General features: G+C 35.6%; 15 protein-coding genes. 7 read left to right on the plus strand and 8 right to left on the minus strand.

All coding sequences use genetic code 11. The features are described 5' to 3' along the window. The first annotated feature begins 70 nt into the window (after positions 1–70). Genes sapA through ED622_RS00560 form a run of 6 tightly spaced genes read left to right on the plus strand, consistent with a single transcriptional unit; the run spans position 71 to position 6,484 of the window. Positions 71–1,696: an ABC transporter substrate-binding protein SapA gene (gene sapA / locus ED622_RS00535; protein ID WP_122032036.1), complete on the plus strand. Its 1,626-nt coding sequence runs from the start codon at positions 71–73 to the stop codon at positions 1,694–1,696. Beyond that, entirely contained in the window at positions 1,696–2,658 is a 963-nt protein-coding gene (locus ED622_RS00540) for an ABC transporter permease subunit (RefSeq protein ID WP_122032037.1), read from the plus strand. Before sapA ends, ED622_RS00540 begins: the two co-directional genes overlap by 1 nt. Continuing rightward, positions 2,645–3,532 (plus strand): putrescine export ABC transporter permease SapC, encoded by an 888-nt coding sequence (gene sapC / locus ED622_RS00545; protein ID WP_122032038.1) that lies wholly within the window; start codon positions 2,645–2,647, stop codon positions 3,530–3,532. Before ED622_RS00540 ends, sapC begins: the two co-directional genes overlap by 14 nt. Further along, entirely contained in the window at positions 3,532–4,545 is a 1,014-nt protein-coding gene (locus ED622_RS00550) for an oligopeptide/dipeptide ABC transporter ATP-binding protein (protein WP_122032039.1), read from the plus strand. The genes sapC and ED622_RS00550 overlap by 1 nt, the downstream gene beginning before the upstream one ends. Further along, entirely contained in the window at positions 4,529–5,353 is an 825-nt protein-coding gene (locus ED622_RS00555) for an ATP-binding cassette domain-containing protein (protein ID WP_122032040.1), read from the plus strand. Before ED622_RS00550 ends, ED622_RS00555 begins: the two co-directional genes overlap by 17 nt. Before the next feature lie 9 nt (positions 5,354–5,362). Next, positions 5,363–6,484, plus strand: a complete 1,122-nt coding sequence (locus ED622_RS00560) for a winged helix-turn-helix domain-containing protein (RefSeq protein ID WP_122032041.1) — start codon at positions 5,363–5,365, stop codon at positions 6,482–6,484. 12 nt (positions 6,485–6,496) lie between these two features. Here ED622_RS00560 and ED622_RS19910 read toward each other — a convergent pair whose 3' ends face one another. The 3 genes from ED622_RS19910 to ED622_RS00575 all read right to left on the minus strand — a co-directional run bounded on the left by ED622_RS19910 (position 6,497) and on the right by ED622_RS00575 (position 10,067). Continuing rightward, entirely contained in the window at positions 6,497–6,655 is a 159-nt protein-coding gene (locus ED622_RS19910; RefSeq protein ID WP_162922409.1) for a hypothetical protein, read from the minus strand. A gap of 21 nt (positions 6,656–6,676) precedes the next feature. Next, complete coding sequence (locus ED622_RS00565; RefSeq protein WP_122032042.1) at positions 6,677–8,647, minus strand: methyl-accepting chemotaxis protein; 1,971 nt, start codon at positions 8,645–8,647, stop codon at positions 6,677–6,679. A 715-nt stretch (positions 8,648–9,362) separates the two neighbouring features. Further along, positions 9,363–10,067 carry a hypothetical protein gene (locus ED622_RS00575; RefSeq protein WP_162922410.1) on the minus strand — a complete coding sequence of 235 codons (705 nt, stop codon included), beginning with the start codon at positions 10,065–10,067 and terminating at the stop codon, positions 9,363–9,365. Between the two features lie 445 nt (positions 10,068–10,512). Here ED622_RS00575 and ED622_RS00580 point away from each other — a divergent pair, with 445 nt between their 5' ends. Next, entirely contained in the window at positions 10,513–11,682 is a 1,170-nt protein-coding gene (locus tag ED622_RS00580; protein WP_122032044.1) for a winged helix-turn-helix domain-containing protein, read from the plus strand. Between the two features lie 202 nt (positions 11,683–11,884). On the opposite strand, the gene ED622_RS00585 is transcribed toward ED622_RS00580, so the two are convergent. From ED622_RS00585 to torC, 5 genes are all read right to left on the minus strand, one after another. Next, entirely contained in the window at positions 11,885–13,867 is a 1,983-nt protein-coding gene (locus ED622_RS00585) for a methyl-accepting chemotaxis protein (protein ID WP_122032045.1), read from the minus strand. A 226-nt stretch (positions 13,868–14,093) separates the two neighbouring features. After that, positions 14,094–15,836: a glycoside hydrolase family 36 protein gene (locus ED622_RS00590; RefSeq protein WP_122032046.1), complete on the minus strand. Its 1,743-nt coding sequence runs from the start codon at positions 15,834–15,836 to the stop codon at positions 14,094–14,096. 327 nt (positions 15,837–16,163) lie between these two features. Then, a complete protein-coding gene (locus ED622_RS00595; protein WP_122032047.1) occupies positions 16,164–18,149 on the minus strand; it encodes a methyl-accepting chemotaxis protein in 1,986 nt (661 codons plus the stop codon). Positions 18,150–18,387: 238 nt separating this feature from the next. Next, on the minus strand, positions 18,388–20,850 hold the full coding sequence (gene torA / locus ED622_RS00600) for a trimethylamine-N-oxide reductase TorA (RefSeq protein WP_122032048.1): 2,463 nt from the start codon (positions 20,848–20,850) through the stop codon (positions 18,388–18,390). A gap of 23 nt (positions 20,851–20,873) precedes the next feature. Beyond that, positions 20,874–22,052 (minus strand): pentaheme c-type cytochrome TorC, encoded by a 1,179-nt coding sequence (torC, locus tag ED622_RS00605; protein WP_122032049.1) that lies wholly within the window; start codon positions 22,050–22,052, stop codon positions 20,874–20,876. Positions 22,053–22,064: the final 12 nt, after the last annotated feature.

Consider the following 22,064-nt stretch of genomic DNA (forward strand, 5'->3'; position numbering starts at 1 on the left):
TGCAGAACCAGTCACTTGGGTATAAAATGACAGGTTCATTAATTAACATTGATAAAAAGCTGCGGTCATTATGAAAATTATTGCGCGCATACTCATGGCGGCTACAGGGCTATTTAGCCTGGTTGGTTGCTATGATGCGGGGATTAAACAAACAATTCATGAAACAGGATTCGTTTACTGTGAGTCAGGAAATTTGGATACTTTTAATCCACAAATTTCTGATGAAAACAGTATTCTTGAAGCCATTAGCGCTCAGATTTATGATCGCTTGCTTATTATTGATCCAATAACACAGAAACCATCTTCTAATTTGGCAAGTGATTGGCAGATTGATGAAACGGGTACGGTTTATACCTTCACTTTACAGCCCAATGTGGCGTTTCATACTACTGACTTATTTACGCCAACACGCTTTCTTAACGCGAATGATGTTGTCTTTAGTTTTAACCGTATTTTAAATCCTGACAACTCATTCCATAATGTCAATTCAGGGCACTACTCATGGTTTGATAGTATCAATTTTTCTCACATGGTTACTGAAGTTAAAGCCATCAATCCACATCAAGTTCAGTTTATCCTTTCTTCAGCGGATAATACCTTTTTATCTTCTTTAGCAACCTCTTATGCCGTCATTCACTCAGAAGAATATGCTCAACAACTCGCAGCCTCTGATGAGAAAAACCTGATTGATTTCCTCCCTGTCGGTACTGGTCCTTTTAAGTTATCTCAATTTCAAAAAAATGAGATGGTTCGCTTAAAACGACATGATGATTATTGGCAAGGTAAAGCTAAGATGTCACAAGTTGTCTTTGATATATCTAGCCGAGGTACAGGTTCATTAGCAAAACTGCTACGTCAAGAGTGTGATGTGGTGGTAAACCCGATATCGAGTCAGCTGCCTATTATTATCAAAAATGATGAACTGACGTTGTATTCACAAACTGCGACCAATGTGGCCTTTATTGCTATCAACACGCAAAACCCATTATTACAAGATCAACGTGTTCGTAAGGCGCTCAATTTTGCTATTGACCGTTCAAGCTTAATTAACTCGGTCTACTATAATTCAGGTATTGAGGCGAAATCGATCTTACCTCCTGCTTCTTGGGCTTATGGTAATGACAGCTCTTTTATTCGCTATAACTTAAATTATGCAAAAGGCTTATTACGCGAAGCTGGGATCAAAGAGAATATTGAACTCACTATGTGGGTACCTCTTGATAATAATTCTTATAATCCAAGTCCTAAAAAATCAGCAGAAATCATTCAAAGCGATTTTGCGAAAATCGGAATTAAACTCAAGATCATTACAAGTGATCTTTTAAGTCGCAATGAACTAGCAGAAAACAATATCGATTTAGTATTAACCGGCTGGAACGCGAATAGTTCAGACCCAGACACCATGTTAAGACCATTACTTTCGTGTAACGCAAAACAAGCGGGATTTGGCCTCGCAAACTGGTGTAATGAGGAATTTGATTTCTTACTTGATTTAGCCAAAGAGACCAATCAACCACGCTATCGTATTAATTTATATCGTCAAATTCAAAATCTATTGAGTGAAGAGATGCCTATCATACCACTCGCACATGGTGTGAAATATCAAGCGAATCAATCATCACTAAGCGGGTTTACGTTAAGCCCATTTAATACGTACCCATTTCATCGTGTTGTTAGAGTTAAGGAGGAGAAATAATGTGGATTTATACTATTCGACGATTTAATTTATTCATTATTACGCTATTAATTCTGACATTAATTGGGTTTAATATTTTACGTCTTGACGAAACATCGGCTTGGGCGCAAGCCTCTTTCTTTTCTGGATGGATGACCTATTTAGGCCAATTAGCCAACGGTAATTTAGGGGTTAACCAGTATGGAGTGAACATGTTGGATGAAATTCTTCGTGTTTTTCCAGCTACCATCGAGCTGTGCTTCTTTGCTTTTTTTATCGCATTAATCATTGGGACACCTGTGGGTACCATTGCAGGTATGCGTCAGGGGAAACCTACAGATACGTTTATTTCATCTATTGCTCTACTTGGCTACTCTATGCCTCTATTTTGGATTGCCTTAATCGTACTGATGTTTTTTAGTCTAAAACTAGGGATTACCCCTGTTTCTGGTCGTCATAGCTTGCTGTATGAGTTTGATGCAAAAACAGGCTTTGCATTCATTGATGTATTGGCTTCTAAATCACCTTATCGTGCTGAAATGCTAGAAAATATTATCCAACATCTGATTCTACCAACCTTGGTACTCTCTATTGCTCCTATGACTGAAGTGATCCGTTTAATGCGTTCTTCCGTTTCAACGGTGATTACTCAAAACTACATTAAAGTCGCCCATACTAAGGGCTTATCTAAGTTTGAAATCATGGTTAAACACATTATTCGTAATGCATTACCGCCAATTATTCCTAAATTAGGTATTCAGCTATCTGGTTTATTTACTGCTGCAATTTTAACTGAGTCCATTTTTAACTGGCCAGGAGTTGGTCGTTGGTTATTAGATGCCATCATCAATCAAGATTTTGTTGCTGTTCAAGCTGGGGTAATTACTGTTGCTTCATTTATTTTACTCGCTAATATTTTATCGGATTTATTGGGCGCTTCAGTAAACCCATTAGTAAGGAAAGAGTTCTATGCTCTCAAATAGTGTTTATCAAGAAGAACATATTCCTACTCAAATGGAACGATTTTGGTTGAGTTTTCGCTCCAACTCTTTAGCTATGTTCGGATTCTGGTGTTTATTACTGATCATTATTATCACTGTCACCTCTCCTTGGCTGAGCCCATATGATCCACAATGGCAATCTGATAATTTACTGATGCCACCATCATGGAGCTCTGAGGGTGATGTCGCTTTTTTCTTAGGTACAGATGATCTAGGCCGCGATATTCTTTCTCGCTTGCTAATGGGGTCACAATTAACTTTTGGCTATGCCATGCTTGTCGCCCTATTGTCCGGCTTTGTCGGGTGTATTATCGGTATTTTTGCAGGTATGACTAAAGGCTTGATATCCAGTATATTAAATCACTTATTAGATACCATCTTATCTATCCCATCTCTTCTTCTTGCTATTATTTTCGTGGCTTTTTTAGGCTTTGGCGAATTTAATATTCTATTAGCTATCTGGTTAGCGCTTATTCCACGCTTCATCCGTGCTGTATACACCGCAGTACATAATGAGATGGAGAAAGATTATATCCTTGCCGCTCGTTTAGATGGCGCAAATGACTTCTATTTATTATGGAACTCAGTTCTACCGAATATTTTAAGTATTATTGTTGCGGAGATGACATTAGCCATTTCTGTCGCGATTTTAGACATTACTGCATTAGGCTTTCTTGGATTAGGAGCACAAGCCCCTAGCCCTGAGTGGGGTGCAATTTTGGGTGACTCTATTGAGTTAATTTATATCGCCCCATGGACAGTAACGTTACCGGGTATCGTTATTACTTTTACCGTTATCATCATTAACCTTGTGGGTGATGGGATCCAGCGCGCGTTAAATGCGGGGACAGAATAATGCCATTATTAGATATTCGTCATTTAACTATCGAGCTTGAAACTCCGCAAGGAATGGTAAAGGCCGTAGACCGTATGAGTTTAACCCTGAATGAAGGAGAGATCCGTGGCCTTGTGGGTGAATCTGGTTCAGGTAAATCTCTTGTAGCTAAAGCTATCTTAGGGATAACAAAAGACAATTGGAAGATCAGCGCTGATAGAATGCGACTGGGTAATATCGATCTATTAGCCCTTTCTCCAAAAGAGCGACGACGAGTTATTGGCCGTGAAATGGCGATGATATTTCAAGAGCCATCTACCTGTCTTGATCCCTCTGAGCAAGTAGGTAATCAATTAAAAGAAGCCATCCCATCAAAATATTTTACCGGTAACTGGTGGCAACGTTGGAATTGGCGAACTAAAGGCGCAATTGCACTGCTTCATAAAGTGGGTATTAAAGATCATAAACGGATTATGAAATGCTATCCGTATGAGCTTACTGATGGTGAATGCCAAAAGGTAATGATTGCGATGGCGATTGCCAATAAACCCCGTATTTTGATTGCTGATGAACCAACCGATGAGTTGGACGCCGTGACACAGTCACAAATATTCCGTTTATTAAGCCGTATGAATCAGGTTAATAACACCACGATTCTGTTGATCAGCCATGACTTAATTACCTTAACCCAATGGGTTGATAGAATAACCGTAATGTATTGTGGCCAATCGGTTGAATCTGCTTGCCGTAAAGATATTTTGGAAGCGCCTAAGCATCCTTATACCAATGCACTACTGCGAGCCATGCCTGATTTTGGTAAAGACGGGATCCCCCATAAAGCGAAATTAGAATCTCTACCAGGGACGATTCCGCCATTACAACATTTACCGATTGGCTGTCGTTTAGGGCCTCGTTGTCCTTATGCTCAACGTAAATGTGTTCAAGTACCTGAAGGTAGAAAAGTGAAAGATCATAAATTTAGTTGTCACTTCCCATTAAATTTTGAGGAGAAGAAAAATGACTGCGCTTCTTGAAGTAACGGATCTTAAAAAAGATTATGTCTTTCGTACAGGGCTGTTTCGTAAACAGGTTAAAGAGGCTGTAAAGCCCGTTAGTTTTTCTTTAGAAGCAGGCCAAACGATAGGCTTTATCGGCGCTAATGGCTCGGGAAAATCAACCTTAGCAAGAATGCTAGCAGGCGTAGTTGAACCCACCTCTGGTATCATTAAAGTGAATGGCGAGGTTCTTGATTACAAAGATTTTAAAACGCGCTGTAAGCTTATTCGTATGATCTTTCAAGATCCAAACTCCTCCTTGAATCCGCGAATTCAGATTGGCCGTATCTTAGAAGGTCCATTAAAACGTAATACAAGCATGCCGCCAGAAGCGAGAGAGCGTCGAGTTAAAGATACTTTACAACGTGTCGGCTTATTACCTGAACACGCCTACTTCTATCCGCAAATGCTGGCAACAGGTCAGAAGCAGCGTGTCTGTTTGGCTCGTGCTTTGATATTACAACCATCGATTATCGTCGCAGATGAAGCATTGAATGGTTTGGATATGGCGATGCGTTCTCAGATCATTAACTTGTTCTTAGAACTTCAGCAAGAGATGGCCATTTCGTTTATTTATGTGTCACAGCATATCGGAGTAGTAAAACATATTACCGATAAAGTTATGGTTATGCATGAAGGTGAAGTGGTAGAAAAAGGCCCAACTCAGGAAGTCTTTGCTAATCCACAGCACTCTATCACCCAACGTTTGTTAGCCAGTCACTTTGATGCTCCAACACATGATAGAAAACAACGTATTAGTGCTGCAACGCCTAAAATTGAGTGTTAATTAACACCTATGAATAAAAAAGAAATAATAGAAACAACAAATATGACCATTGATTATGAGAGTTTAACTGTGCTCATAAAAGCAAATGGTGATGAAATTAAGCTTAGTCTTAACGAAGCTAATCTATTATTTCTGCTTTATAGCAACCCAAATAAGATCTATACCAAAGATGATGTTTATCAGGAGTGTTGGCAAGACACTTCTGTTTCAAACAGTGTTGTTACTCAAACGATTTCACTACTGAGGAAGAAGTTTCTCAAATACGATATTGTCGTCATAGATACCATCAAACAAAAAGGGTATAAATCAGGTGATCGTTTAAAAACGGTAACTCAAAAATCACGCTACTACTTATTACTTCCTCTCTTCTTTTTGTCTTTCGCTGCCCTTTTTATTATCTATAACAAAAAAGAAAGCCGTGGTCCGATAGAGCAAAGCCTCATCTCTCTTCAGCCGAATGTTTATATGCTTTCAACCTCTGAACACATTGACTTAAACAGCATTGAATTTAATCCTGATTATCTTTATTTCTTCAACAAAGAAAAAAAACATCTTTCAATATCAATTTGCTTCGTTGTTGACGATATATGTAATAACTCTTTTAATAAATTCATACTGCTAGATAGTAAAAACAAAAAATACACCAATATTCTTAATGATGTTATTAACGTAAAAATAGAAAAAAGGAAAAGATTAATAAATAATTCAGACACTTACGGATTCTTTAATCTACAAAGTAATATAAGTGTATCGTCAATAAAAGAAGAAGCCTACCAAGCCCAAGTCTCTTATAGCTTTTACTTTCAAGAAATTGCTCATGAGAAGTACAATGTGAATAGATCAATTTATATTAGTGAATCTGGTTACCATGGGAACTATACGAACTACAGCGATGTAACAGTAAATTTTGATAAATCATCTTTAATCGCCGAGTTCGTTAACTCAGATGGTCAGAACAACCTTATACAAAATGGATACATTCAAGAAACTGAAAAGTTAAAAATATTTCCTTTACGCTTTAAAAAGTTAAAAAAATATAATTATATGCACTTCCATATTATAGATGATACTTATAGCCTCGCTTACAATGAAAATGAAGGGTTTTCATTTATCGTAAACGAGAACTATTAATAATTCACACTATTATAAAATAGAACTTCTTATCGATTGATTAAGCTCATCTGTTATTTTTATATTTTTCATGCTAAAAACTTCATTGATAAACTCTTTCTCTTTAGTTGTTAACCCCTTGCTACATAATGAGTCTTTCCCTTTACTCTCGACTGTTTCTTTACGACTCATAAATACCTCTAATATTTCAGATTATAATGAAAAGAATTTTAATTGCTTCTCTTGAGATACAGAAAGCTCAGATAAAGCATCTGCGTTAGAACTGATATTATTCATTTCATTAATATTATCGTTGATACTTTCTGTCATTAAATTAATACTTTCGCTAATAGACATAATAGCTTGATTTTGTTCATTTGCTGCTGTTGCTACTTCGGTATTTGAACGAGTAATTTCTTCTATTTCAACTGATATATCAACTAGTTGACTGTTTGTTTTATTTGTCATTTCTTGTGTCTCATTAATAATATCGATTGATTTAGAAACAGATTCAACCACATCATTAGACGTATTTTGTAAGCGGTCAATAACTTCTTGAATCGTTAATGTAGATTGCTGTGTTTTTGCAGCCAACATCCTTACTTCATCGGCAACAACCGCAAAGCCTCTACCACTCTCTCCTGCTCTTGCAGCTTCAATCGCAGCATTAAGTGCCAGTAGATTAGTTTGATCTGAAATAGAATCAATAACGGTGATCACTTCACTTATCTGTTCTGATTGTATTTTCAATGATTCAACTTCTTTCGCTGTCAATCCCATTTGAGATACTAGCTCTTGGCTTAATTGGCTACTGATAGAAGCTGTTTCTGCACCAGAACGGCTTAAATTAAGTACTTCTTTTGCTCTTTCATCCGCATTCATCGCAACATGATCAACTTGAGTCGCTGCCGCTGATAATTCAGTAATTGCCGCAGCAATAAGATCAATCTGACACTTTTCTTCTAATACGTTTTTTTCGTTCACGCTCATTAACACATTTAAACTTGATGATGATGAAGATACTTCTGATGCCACACCTCTCAATACATCGACGACTTTATGTAAATGAGTAACCGTTTTATCCGTATTTTGGCATAGCTCAGCGATTTCATTACTACCGGTTAAAGAATTAAGATTATTTAATTCACCTTGAGAAAGCGACTCAATTTGGTTTCTCAAGATTTTAATTGGATTTACAATCGTCTTAATCGTTATCCAAGTAATTAAGATTGTCAGTAAAGTAAAACAAATCATCGACATTATTATCAATTTTTTACTCGAAAACATTAATTCAATGCTGTCTTTCGATAAATTACTACTGATTGTATTAATGCGAGACACTTGTGATTTTATGACTAAATTAATATCACTCTCAAGCTTATAGAGTTCATTTGTATTTTTATCTAAGTTTGCTCTTAATTTTGAGAAAAGGTTATATATTGTATATAAATTATCAATCCTTTCTTTAATTATATTTTTAGACTCACTTACATTCAGCTTTAATAAATTAGTATTAAACCTCTCAAACTCTTTCTGGATTATATCATCATCCCCTTCAGAACTATTAAAATTGTAGAGAGCACTCAGCTTCATTTGAAGAACCTCCGAAGAAGAATATAAAGCCTCCTCTATTTCTAACCATTCATGTTGATAGTTAATAGAACTAGAGTCTTGCTTTTCTTTACTCAACAATTCAATTGAATCACTTAAATAAGGTAATTTACCCCATGATATTTGCATTTCTTCTGAAATTTTTTGATTATCTTTAATAATAAAAGCAATACGCTCTAATAACTCAGAAATGTGATTTAGGTCAGTAATTAGTTGCTGTGTTGTATGTTTTTCATTCTTAATCTGTTCATGTTCAGCTGCTATATCTTTAAAGTCTCGATGAATACTTTTTATTTTATTAAAAACAGATTGGTCAATTTCTTTTAATGTTTCTGGATTAGATAATGAACGATTTACTTCACTAAATATCTCGAGGATTTTCATTTCACCACTAGATAAGTAAGTCATTTCCTTTAGACGTACATTCAATACTTCAGAGTTATTTACTGACTGATTCATTGCAGAAGCAATAATCATCATAGATGCAATCATTACAATAATGGCAAATAAAGGGGGGAAAACGATTTGAAATCTTAAAGGGATATTTAATAAAAAACGATTAATACTACTCATAAACTACTTTGTAACCTGCTCATTAGAAATGGCGTTGAAGTATATGAACCCATATTATTAATTTCAAATGGCAAAAAATACAATAATAAAAATTACTACATATTTTTCAGTATGTTAAATCACTATATCCTTGGATATTTTAGATCTTTTTATAAAAAAAGAGCACTCCTTATATTGGAATGCTCTCTATCTAATTTCAAGCGATATAAACGCTTTAATTAGAAACTAAAATTGCTGACCTTAACCCATTCTCCAAGGTCAGCAATAACATTTGTGATGGCTCTTCATTTAATGCTTCACCCGTCCAAAAGCCACGCCACATGAAGGCTGATCAGCAACCATGTACGAAATTAAACAGCTAACTATGTAATTTCCATAGAATACTACGATTCAAGATACAAACAACAATAACAGGCGCAGGACGAGAGTCTGGAAGGGGTTAATACATTAAAAATACCAAGCCAGTTATCATTGATACTGACTTGGTATACTCAACTACTCTACTTATACTTTGAAGAATTGTAGCTGTTCTCTTTGATTTTCAGAAAGCTCAGATAAGTGTTTGCTAGCCAGTCACTTTGATGCTCCAACGCATGATAGAAAACAACGCATTAGTGCTGCAACGCCTAAAATTGAGTGTTAGAGCATAGATTAAATATGAAAAACAACCGGTTATCTAAACCGGTTGTTGATAAAAATACAAGCCTATATTTTCTTAGAAGTTCATACCTAAAGATAACTCTACATTCTTAGTAGATAAATCAGGGGCGTTTTGCGAGGTCGCACCTATCCCATAGTCATAATAATTATAAGCTAAATTGATATCTATTAATTGGTTAGTCCAACCAATCTTATTCTCTAATTCTAGGATATCCTGTTCAGATACATCATAGTTAAAGTCAACTCGATAATAAAATTCATTAATATAAGTCATATAACCTAATGTTAAAAATGTATGCTGGAATTCATAAGAATCAGAAATACTAGATTCTGTAAGATCAAATTCATATATTGTGCTCTTTATACCAATATTTCCGGTTCCTGTTGAGCCAGTATGAACATAATTACCAGTAAAACTAAATTTTGAATAATCAAGCTTATTCATATAATCATAATCTTGATTTACTATATTTAAACTTGAACCAATAACAAAATTATTAATGACAATTTTACCAAAAATAGTCCCGTCATTGTCAAATGGCTCTGCCGGTGTATTATAAGTTAAACCAATTAAGCCAACCCCTAAATTAACTTGACCAGTAAACCCTAAGCGTGAGTCAATGCCATCATTCTTTTTAGTATGTAAAGAAATATTTGACGACACATTCCTTATATCTTTTACATGATGCATATCATTTTTTGCTAAAGAAGAAGATGACATAATAATGAGAGATAAAGTTAAAAACCTGTAATTTTTCATTGTACCCTTATTAAAAAAAATAATTAAGCCAACTATTATAATTTAAAAAAACACAGATAAAAATGTGTGGCACTATTAATTAAAAACGTTAACACATACACACTAATAATTAGTTAATATAATATACTAAGATGTAAGTTTAATATATTACCCTATTTAGTTTTAAATATTTATTTTATATGTTACATAGTAATCCATTAAAAAATCAAGCACTCACATTAATAAAACATTACACATAATAAATGCATTTAAAATAAACTAACACTGATAGACTTGAAGAGTCACCACTAATACATGACTAGGCACCATCAATAGAATGAATAATTATTTACATTAAAATCAACACCTTAAGTCAGAGCGCGACTTATAACAGAGAACAATTAGCCATTTCATTACGAATATGATAGATTAATCAATAAGTTGTATTTTTACAAAAGAGTTTTAAATGGAAAATAGAAAAAATTTAAAAACTTCTCTATTTACAATTAACTTTGAAAGCAATTTTATTGAGATAAATGATGGGGATAGAATTAAAATAACTCATATTGAAGCTAATGTGTTAAATCTCTTATTCACGAATCCAGACGTTGTTTATTCACGTGATGATATATTAAATCATGCTTGGCATGATAATAGTAACAACTATGATTCGGTTGTACCTCAAACAATCTCATTGTTACGTAAAAAATTACATAAATATAATATAGATGCAATAGAAACAGTAAAAGGTCAAGGCTATAAAGCAAATAATAATATTTTGAAAGATGGAAAATCGACTATAAAAATACCAAAAGTAAATCGCACCATTCTTTCTTTACTTGTATTGTCCTTACTTATTCTTACCATATTTCTTGCTTTTAAAGCATATAATAAAAACAAAATACCCCCGCCAATAAAACAAACATTAGAAGCTAGAAGTAAAAACCTAAATATATTGTCAACATCATTGCCGATAGTAGTCGATCATAGCCTTTTAAAAAATGACATTAATTACTTTATAAACCGTTCAGAAAAAATAATAAGCTTATCAGCATGTAAAAAAGAAAGTAACACATGTAGTTCTATTTATAACGAACTCATATTTTATACAGACGAATTTGACATTAACAATAAAATTTCAAATATTATTTTTGAAGATGATATCCCTGACGTATTCCATAATAATGATGGTAAGTTTAGCGCTGTTAGTAAAATAAAACTTTCATCTAGTGATAACTCTGATTACCATGGACTTACTTATATTAATGTGGATGTTAAAACGAAGAACAAAGATTTTTTCATAACTGAATTTTCAAACTCTACCGCGGAGAGTGGTTATAGCGGGCATTATAATATTAATACTAGCTTAAATATGTCATTAGTATCAAAGATAAAAAACAACATTAAATATAAATATATTTACAAAACAAAATTAAAAGATGAATATGATTCTCTTGCAAAGTCCCGTTCCCATTTTGGTATGATCCAAGAGCAAAATAATACTTTACTATATAATTTTATTTTTGATAAAGGAAGGCAGTCTACATATAAGCATTATTATCCTATATTCGATAATATTGGTTATTTATATCAAGAGAACTATGATTCTGGAGTTTTAATATTTACCTATGACTAAAAGGTCACAATAATTAAATTATGACCTTTTTTAATTTAGTTTATTCTAATTTCATTCCTTTTTTGCATACATATTAAAAACCTTAACGATGAACTCTATTTCCTCTTCACTCAACCCTTTATTATGAAAAGGTAAATGATCCGGCTGCTTACTCTCTGATTCATTAGTCATACAAATTAAAACTTATATATTAAACATATTGTTATAATTTAAAGAAAGCCAATTGTTCTTTTTGGTTTTCTGAAAGCTCTGATAAATGATTACTCGCTTGGCTAGACTCTCTTATCCCTTCAACGTTTTGATTAATACTTTCAGTTATCACGTTCACATTTTCGCTGATCGATGCTATGGCTCTATTCTGCTCATTGGCAGCAGCAGCCATTTCTGAGTTTGTGTGAGATATCAACTCAATCGAATCGGAAATACTTAGTAATTGTTCGTTTGTATCAACACTCATTTTTGTTGTTGAATGAATCATTTCTATCGACTGGTTAACAGAGTTAACTACATCTGATGATTTTTGCTGTAAGTTATTTATGATATCTTGAATATTTTGAGTTGATTGTTGTGTCTTAGCAGCTAAAACTCGGACTTCATCGGCTACGACTGCAAAACCTCTACCAGTTTCACCTGCCCTAGCAGCCTCAATAGCTGCATTAAGAGCTAATAAATTTGTTTGTTCAGATATAGAATCTATAACAGTAATTACTTCACTAATTCGGTTAGTTTGATCATTAAGTATCATAACTTCACCTGATGTTTCATCCATTTGAGTAGCAAGATCTTGACTTAATTTAGCACCATCTGAAGCTAACTTCGCACCATTACGACTCATATTTAATACATCTTTTGCTTTCACATCTGCTTGAGTTGCGGATGCATCCACTTGAGTAGCAGAAGCCGATAATTCAGTAATAGCAGCAGCGATTAAATCTACTTGGGATTTTTGCTCTGAAGCATTCGCTTCACTTTGTGTCATTACTGCTGCAAGTTCCGTTGATGCTGAAGAAACTTCGTCACCAACATTTCTTAAATTACTAATCATATCTTGTAAACGTAAGACTGTTGTATCTGTGTTTTGGCATAACTCGCCAATCTCATTACTACTTGCTATCTGGTTAATTGAATCAAGATTACCATTTGAAACATCAGACATTTGTTTCTGTAAAGTTAAAATTGGCTTTGTAATTATGTCAGCAATAATCCAACCAATCACAAACGTTATCGCTAGGACAATTAAGATTGACATGATTAATAGATTTTGACTTTCATCTATAAGGTCTATATTCAACGTTGACAAATTCTGATTAATTTCATCAATACGCTTTAATTGTTCTTTAATTCCATTATCTATGTCATAACCAAGAGATACTGCACTTTCAGTTTTATCATCCATCTCTCTTGCCGTATCCCAAAGGATATTAGCAACTCGTTGATGGTTATTTAACGATATTTCAAACGATGTTTTTGCAGTTTCATTGGGGATTAATTTAGCTAATTTAAATAATTCATCAAAATTAGATTTAATTAATTCATCTCGAGGGATTCCTTTTGAATTTAACACCTCACCGCCATAAATATAACCGAGGCTACTTTCAAGACGAGCTGCAATAGAAAATAACTCTAAACGGATAGGTCGCCACTCATTCATTACTACACTATCATTCAAATTTGATATTGTATCATTTGCACGAGAAATATAATCATTAAAATAATCAATTTCAGTCCATTCTTTTGTTCTTAATAGATGTAATTTATTAACATATTTGATTAAATCTTCTTGCTTCGGTATTAAAGAAAGTATTTCATTCAAATCTTTTTCTAAACTTCCCGATGGATTTCCTAATGCTATAATAAGCTCATGATGTTCTAATACCCTATCAAAATCATTCTTTATTTTTATATATGTTTCGTTAAATTCTTGTTCTGAATTTACTAATAGATCAGGAGTTCCTAGAGCTCGAGTCAATGATAATCTAAGTTGTAAAAAATTTGATTCTGCATCTGACAGGCTACTAGCCTGTAGTGCTCTAACATCTGATATCTTTGCATTCTCAACTGCTGAGCTAAGCTGTTTAGTAATAAAAAATGCCGCTATAAGTAACACAAATGCACTTATGATGACTGGCAACAAAACTTGGTATTTTGTTTTAATATTCGCTAATAATAAGCTGACTTTCGACATTACCTTTCCCTATTCAATATCTATTGATAGTAAATATAATTTTACTATCTACGTTAGTCCGTAATTGTATTTGAGAGATATTTTAAAAAAAAGTAACCGCATTAAGTAAAAAAATATAAAAGCTTAAATATCAACACCATAACTAATATATTTCAGTTTATATTATACTAAACTGAAATTTAGATATAAAAAAACCGAGCATAATGCTCGGTTGAAGAAAAATAATTTATGCCACTGTAACTAAAATTGCCCGGCTACTTAATCCATTCTCCAAGGTCAGCAGTAACATTTGCGATGGCTCTTCATTTAATGCTTCTCCCGTCCAAAAGTCACGCCAAATTGAAGGCTGATCAGAAACCAATACGTGTTCTATTGGAGCATCTTCATAATTAAAGAGACAGTGAAGCTCATGTTGATGATTAAGGCTTAGTATACAGTGGCTATTTGATAACGATTTAAACTGAGCCGAATCTTGTGTTAAGCGATGACGTGAAAGTAAATTTTTCCATGTCTTTTTCGCAAAACTATTTAACTCAGGTAATGGATCACCAGATAGTGTCAGTCCACCAGATGCAAGAATGACATTACGATGAAAATCATAATATTTTCGCTCGGTTCCTTGATTCGATAATGATGTCAAGGTTACGCAATCAGGATCTATTTGCCATAACTTACGATGTTGCCAACTACGGTAAAATGTCTCTTTTGCAATCTGTTCAAATCGCTCTGGATTTCGCTCTACATCATCCGATACTCGCATTGCATCAACTAACCCTAAAGAGGGCCACATTGGTGCATTACAACCTAGAATCAACGCCTCGCCTGCTCCATTGATAATTGCCTGCATACCTAAACGATACGCCTCTATGCCTGTGATACCAGATTGAACTCGGTGACCTTTTAAACAACCCCAGAAATTAGCATCCAGTTTAAAAAGCTCAACGCCCCATTCCTCTCTCATAGTACGGATAACTTCAGTAAGGTGTACCTGAACTTCTTGCTTAGAGGTATCAAGAATATACCAAGGAGTGCAACGCCAGCCTCCGTAAGTAATATCTTCCGCTTTGAGTAAGTCACCATTATGATGGCGCACAAACCAATCTGGATGATTCTTAAATATTGCTGATTCAGGTTGAGCAATAAACGGGGCAATCCAAATTGCCGGTTTCTTACCTTTTTCTTTAATCGCGTTAAGTAGACTTTCAATACCATTTGGGAATTTTTCTGATGCCGTTAACCAATCCCCCATAAAGGCTTGATAGCCATCATCTAATAATACCCACTCAAGCGCTTGTTGTTCATCGCACATTACATCAACATTATCGAGTACATTTTGTTCTGTAACATCGGAATAATAAGCATACCAAGAACACCAACCCACTGGCGCATTCTGTTTTACACCAGCTCGAATAGGGTGTTGCTGCTGTACTTTAACAGCATAAAGTTCATAAAGCTCAGCCAATGAATCCGCTTTCACGACAGTCATAACTTCCATTTGGTTACTAGCCCAATCTTGTGGTTTGGTATCTTCACCATCTAGAAAAGCCATTACATTCATTACGCCTTGATATTGGTGAATTTCAAAATATCCAGCAAAACGATAACATGATGTAAATCCAAATAGAGTGAAACCATCTGATTGCTCAACAACCAAATAATTATAAAAACGTTTTTTTGCTTTTTCTGAGTACAGACGATAACTGGCGCTATTATCAGGACAACGGCCGACATCTTGTGGCGAGTCAACCTGTCCTGCTGTTTGAGCAAGCATTTGAAAGCCATCGCCTAAAATTCTTGCATCATGCTCTAACTGAGTTGGTAATTGTAGAACTGGATAATGACTATCAATAGGGGAGTTATGAATACCAGCAAAACGCATAGTGATTTGATCATCTTGCATTTCATAAACTAAATCGGTTTGAACAGGAATTGTTTCTTGTCCGCATAAGAAAAATAATGGATTCATCATGAACTTCCTATCGCTGATTTCTGTACGAAATTAAACAGCTAACTATGTAATTTCCATAGAATACTACGATTAAGAATACAAGCAATAGCGACTAGTAAAGGACAGGAGGTCTGAAGGAATAAAAAAAACTTAGCAAAACTTAAATGTATAATAAATAAACTCAATCTCTTCATGTGTTAATCCTAAATTGAGCAACGAGTTTTTATTGATTCTGCTTACATCGTGTGCATTCTTATGATTCATATTTATTCTCGGTTCAAAATCGGCCATTGTAAAATACCAAGTCAGTTATCATTGATACTGACTTGGTACGCTTAATCACTCTGCTTATACTTTAAAAAACTGTAGTTGTTCTCTTTGATTCTCAGAAAGCTCAGATAAATGTTGACTGGCTTGAGTGGACTCTCTAATCCCTTCTACATTCTGATTAATACTCTCAGTAATTACATTTACATTTTCACTGATCGATTCAATCGCTCGACTTTGCTCGTTAGCAGCTGTTGCCATTTCAGCGTTAGTTTGAGAGATTATCTCTATTGAATCAGAAATACTTAATAATTGATTATTCGTGTCCAGGCTCATTTGAGCGGTTTTATGGATCATCTCGATAGACTGATTTACTGAATCAACCACTGTTAATGACTTCTGTTGTAAGTTATTAATAATATTTTGAATATTCTGCGTTGACTGCTGAGTCTTAGCAGCAAGCACGCGAACTTCATCAGCAACAACCGCGAAACCTCGACCACTCTCACCAGCACGTGCCGCTTCAATCGCTGCGTTTAATGCTAGTAGGTTCGTTTGCTCAGAAATAGAATCGATAACCGTAATCACTTCACTAATGCGATCCGTTTGATCTTTCAGTATCATTACTTCAGTTGAGGTTTCATCCATCTGAATAGCAAGATCTTGACTTAGCTTAACCCCTTCAGCAGCTGATTGAGCCCCATCACGGCTAATACTGAGAACTTCTTTCGCTTTTATATCTGCCTGGTTTGCCGAAGCATCTACTTGATTTGCTGAAGCCGCTAATTCAGTAATTGCCGTTGCAATCAAATCAACTTGAGATTTTTGATCTGACGCATTTGCTTCACTTTGTACCATAATTGCTGCTAGTTCCGTTGACGATGAAGAAACTTCTTCACCAACATTACGTAAGCTACTAATCATATCTTGTAAGCGGACTACAGTGCTGTCTGTATTTTTACATAACTCACCAATTTCATTGTCACTTGATTGATGATTCAATGAATCTAGACGACCATTAGAAATATCAGACATTTGCTCTTGAAGTACTAAAATTGGTTTTGTTACGATCTGGGCGATAATAAAACCAATCAACAAAGAAATAATTACAGTAACCATTAAAGCAATTAACAATAAATTCTGGCTTTCAGAAATTAGTGACATATTTTTGTCTGAAATATCACTATTCATTGCTGTTAGTCGAACTCTCTCATCATTTAACTCTTTATATAGAGTCTCTCCAAGTTCAACTAATGCTTTCTTGTCTTTATTTATTTCATCAGTAGCATTCCACAATACAATATTAATTTCCGATTGAGCCTTAAATGCTGAGGCAAGAATATTTCTAGCTTCTTCATTTTCTAATGGTTCAATTAATTTAGATAAAGCTTCAAAATCTCGATTAACAATATCTATTCTTGGCGTTTTACTTACCGATGTATATAAGTCTTCATTGAACAAAGAAGTCATCTGAATTTCGATGTTGCCTGCTTTATTGTATACTTCAGGTAATATTTTCTCCCAATACAACTTGGATTCTTCATTTTCTGACGATGTAAATATCACCTCACTTGCCTGTTGGATAGGAGTAGTCAAATACAGAGAATTACCCCATTCTTTTATCTTTTCATCATTATGATTTACAATCTCATTTACATATTTTTTATAATCATTCAATTGAGAAATCAATACATTAAGTTCAGATTGAAGTTGCTCAGGAGATTTAACGGCTGCCCCCATTTTTTGCAATGTTCGTTGTTGGTTTACCATATTATTAAAATTAGAACTCAGCTCAGAACTAATACCATCAAAATCGATCAATTTTAACGATTCAATATTTGTAAAACCTGCTGATACACTTAACCTAAGAAATAATAAACGAGACTCAGAAATAGAGACATTACTCAACTGGTAACTTCTATGGTCTGATATTTGAACATTACGATTTGTAGATTCTAATTTTGAGTTCACTAAATAGATAGCTAACATCATTACTATAATAGTAGCTAGAACTGGAACTAATATCTGATATTTTGTTTTTAAATTTGAAAGTAACTTTTGCAGCATTCTTGCATTATCCTAATGGTTTCACTTATGTGAAATTTTCGGCGAAAGAATAATACATATTTTGCTTTTCTCATAGAAAAATAATGTTCATTTCTAATTAATTTTAAAACAATAAAAAATACATTCGATAAGTTATAAAAAAAGCTTTTGTTATTATACTCCCCCTTAAAATATTAATGATATATATAAAAAAAGCACCTATATTTAGGTGCTTTTTCATTAATTAACTTTTATTGTCTTATTCAACAATAATCGGACCACCGAATGATGTTACTGGTGGAACCTTACCTTTAAACTTCTCAAAATTTACTAAACATGTATTCGCAGAAGTCGCCTGAGCAAGCTCAGATGATGGAATATCTTGTGTTAGTGTATTTGGATCGCCATAAGTACAGATTGCCCCCACTTTTTCGTTCAATGGACCGTACCATGCACCTTCTTCGATACGGATAACACCACTTGGGTAACTATCAGTAAGAACTGCACCAGCAAGAAGCTGACCACGGTCATTAAATACGCGAACTAAATCGCCATCTTTAATGCCCTTCTCTTTTGCATCTAGAGGGTTAATGTATACAGGTTCACGGCCTTGAACAGCATAAGTAGCACGGAATGCTTCAGATTCACACATTTGTGAATGCAGACGCTTGTCAGGGTGACAAGATTGCATCCAGAATGGGTGTTTCTTAGAGCCAGGGCCACCGTGTGAACGTTCTGATTTCTCGAACCACATTGGGTGACCTTGACATTCTTCGTAGCCAAAGCGCGCAATCTTACGGCTTGTAATTTCAATGAAACCAGAAGGCGTACCTAGAGCATTAACTTCAGGGTCTTTACGGAAATCGGCGTGACGAACCCATGGTTTACCTTCACCAAAGTCTAGAACACCTTTTTCCCAGAACTCATCAAATTCAGGCATATCAAATTTGCCTTCGTTTGCTGTACGACAATCAGCATAAAGTGAACGAACCCACTCCATCTCATCCATGCCACGGGTATATTCTTTATGACGGCCAAAACGACGAGTCAGTTCAGTCATGATCTCAAAATCAGATCTTGATTGGTATAAAGGATCAACCAGTTTGTGCATTGCTACTAGGCCACGCGCAGAGTATGAACCGTATTGGTCAATATCGTTACGTTCCCATTGCGTACATGCTGGAAGTACGATGTCAGAGAAACGACACGTTGCAGTCCAAGCAAAATCAATCGTTACAACCGTTTGAAGTTTTTGGAACGCTTTCTTCATACGGTTACGATCTTGGTGGTGATGCCAAGGGTTATTACCCGAAATAACCATCATTTTGAAATCAGGCAGTACAACTTTAGAGCCGTTGTAACGGATCTCTTTACCTGGTTCTAATAGACAGTCGATCCAACGTGCTACAGGGATAGTACTGCTGTAACCGTTAAAATCGTTGTTATTCCATTTAGGTTCGTTACCTTGATCCACGTTACGTGGGAAACCACCAGGACCTGCAAAACCAGTAGAAGGAACACCAACACTTGAATAGTGGTGACTGTAAGATACACCACCACCAGCAAGACCGATTTGACCAGTCATTGCAGATAGAACCGTACCCATCCAGTATGGTTGCTCACCGTGCTGCTGACGCTGAATACACCATCCAAATAGGATTTGTGTACGGCCAGTAGACATCATTTTCGCAAAATCACGAATTTGTTCAGGTGATACGCCACAGATCTCAGCAGCCCACTCAGGAGTTTTAACTACTTTATCTTTAGTTTCACCAAGTACGTATTGCATAAACTCGTCAAAGCCTAGGCAGTAAGTATCGATGAATGCTTTGTCGTACAAGTTCTCAGTGTATAACGTGTAAGCAACAGCCAACATGAACGCCACATCAGTTTGTGGATTCAAGTACATGTGGTCATTTTGTAAGAAACGTTGCGTTTTGTTTTTAACTGGGTCAACAGAAAGCACATTTACTTTACCAGCAGCCACTTTTTCTTTTAGTTGCTCAAGGTATGCGTAAGATTCATGAGTTTCACAGTTCCAACCTACTTGTAGGTTTTTAACTGGATCCGTTGCCCATAAAATAATGTTATCTGAATGCTCGATTATCTCAGACCAAGAAGTACCTTGTGCGTATACCTCTGTAGAACCAAGTACGTAAGGCATGATCGTTTGACCAGCACCCGTCGAGTAGTCACCTACTTTCTTGATGAAGTTACCATGCATACCAACAGCACGTTGCATTTGAGCAGTACAGTTATGGAAAGAACCCGTTTGGTTCCAACCAGTTTGTCCTGCGTGTAGAGCCCATGGACCGTAATCTTTTTGAACACGCTCAAGCTCACGGTAGAATAAATCTAACGCTTCATCCCAAGTTACACGTACAAAACGGTTATTACCACGAGTCTCAGCTGAGTACTTATGTTTTTTCAACCAATCTAGACGCACCATTGGGTAACGTACACGGCTTGGGCTGTAAATAATACCTTTGATACCATCCAACATATCTGTTGGGTGTTTATCCAAATCTAGCGCTTTAATTTCTTGTACTTTACCCGCATAGATGTGCGCACGGAATGCACCCCAATGTGAGCCAGATGTACGCCATGTTCCAGTTGTTTCTGCAGCATTGGCTTTTGAAGACATTAGTAGGCTTGGACCAACTAGAGATACTGCACTTGTTGTTGCAACACCTTTTAGAAAACTTCTTCTGCTAATAGACATAATTCTATCTACTCCATTAATTCTTAGTGTTTTTCGTCAGAAAAATCTGAAGAGTGTTTTTGTAGGTATTTCAATACAAGTGATTTGCTGTCTGTATCGAAGTTAACGAACGCCATCATACCGTCAAACATACCAGGCCATGTGTTTGAATCAAAATGCGCTTCTGCTGGTTGAGTGTGACATACAGAACAGTTAGTTTTGTATGACTCTTCAGCTTTCTGCCAAACAGTAGTGTAGTCAGGTAAGAAATCTTCTTTCTTCATCCATAGACTTACTGTTACACGCTGCCAAGGTAGACCGGTTAGATCATCTTCTTTTGTTTCGAATTTCTGAACAAACTTATCGTTCTGAGCTGCATCTTTAAGCAAAGCACCTACCGCAATGTTCATACCAAAATCTTCTTGGATAACACGACCGAAGCCTTTAACTTTACGCCAGCCTTCAATGGCAACTTTCATTGCATCGCCTTTCTCTTCAAGTACAGTCACTTGAGAGGCAGGATTTAATAGACCCGCTTCAACAGTCAGTTTCGCATCTTCATACATTGGAAGGTGACGAACAGAAACGTACGTTTGACCATCTTCATATTTAGTGTTGCTTGCTAGTTGAGTTAACTCACTAACCATACCACCAGAACTGTCCATATTTGCAGGAAGGCTGTGTGCGATACCTTTATGACAATCTACACAACTTTGATCACGCTCTTTCGCGCCTTGCATTTGAATACGAGCCGTTGGTTGCATTTTAGAGAAATCCATACCGTCATAATCATGACAGTTACGACACTCAAGAGATTTGTTAGCGCTAAAACGATCCCATTCATGCTGGGCTAAAACGATACGACGCTCTTCAAATTTCTCAGGCGTATCGATGAAACCGAATACATGAGCAAATACTTCTTTACTTGCTTGCATCTTACGAGCAATTTTAGAAGTCCATTCGTGTGGAACATGACAATCAGGACAAGTAGCACGAACACCTGAACGGTTTTTATCGTGAATAGTGCCTGCGTATTCAGGTTGAATGTTATCCGCGTGACAGCTAACACAGAACTCTTCTGTATTTGTTGCTTCTAACGCAACGTTAAAGCCACCCCAGAAAATAACACCTGCAATGAAACCACCAAGGGTTAAAACACCCAAGCTGATATGTACACTCGGACGAGCAAAAACCGCCCAAGCTCTTTTAAGTAATGACATCATAATTGCTTCTCT

The organism is Aliivibrio sp. EL58, assembly GCF_900312675.1.
Classification (GTDB): domain Bacteria; phylum Pseudomonadota; class Gammaproteobacteria; order Enterobacterales; family Vibrionaceae; genus Aliivibrio.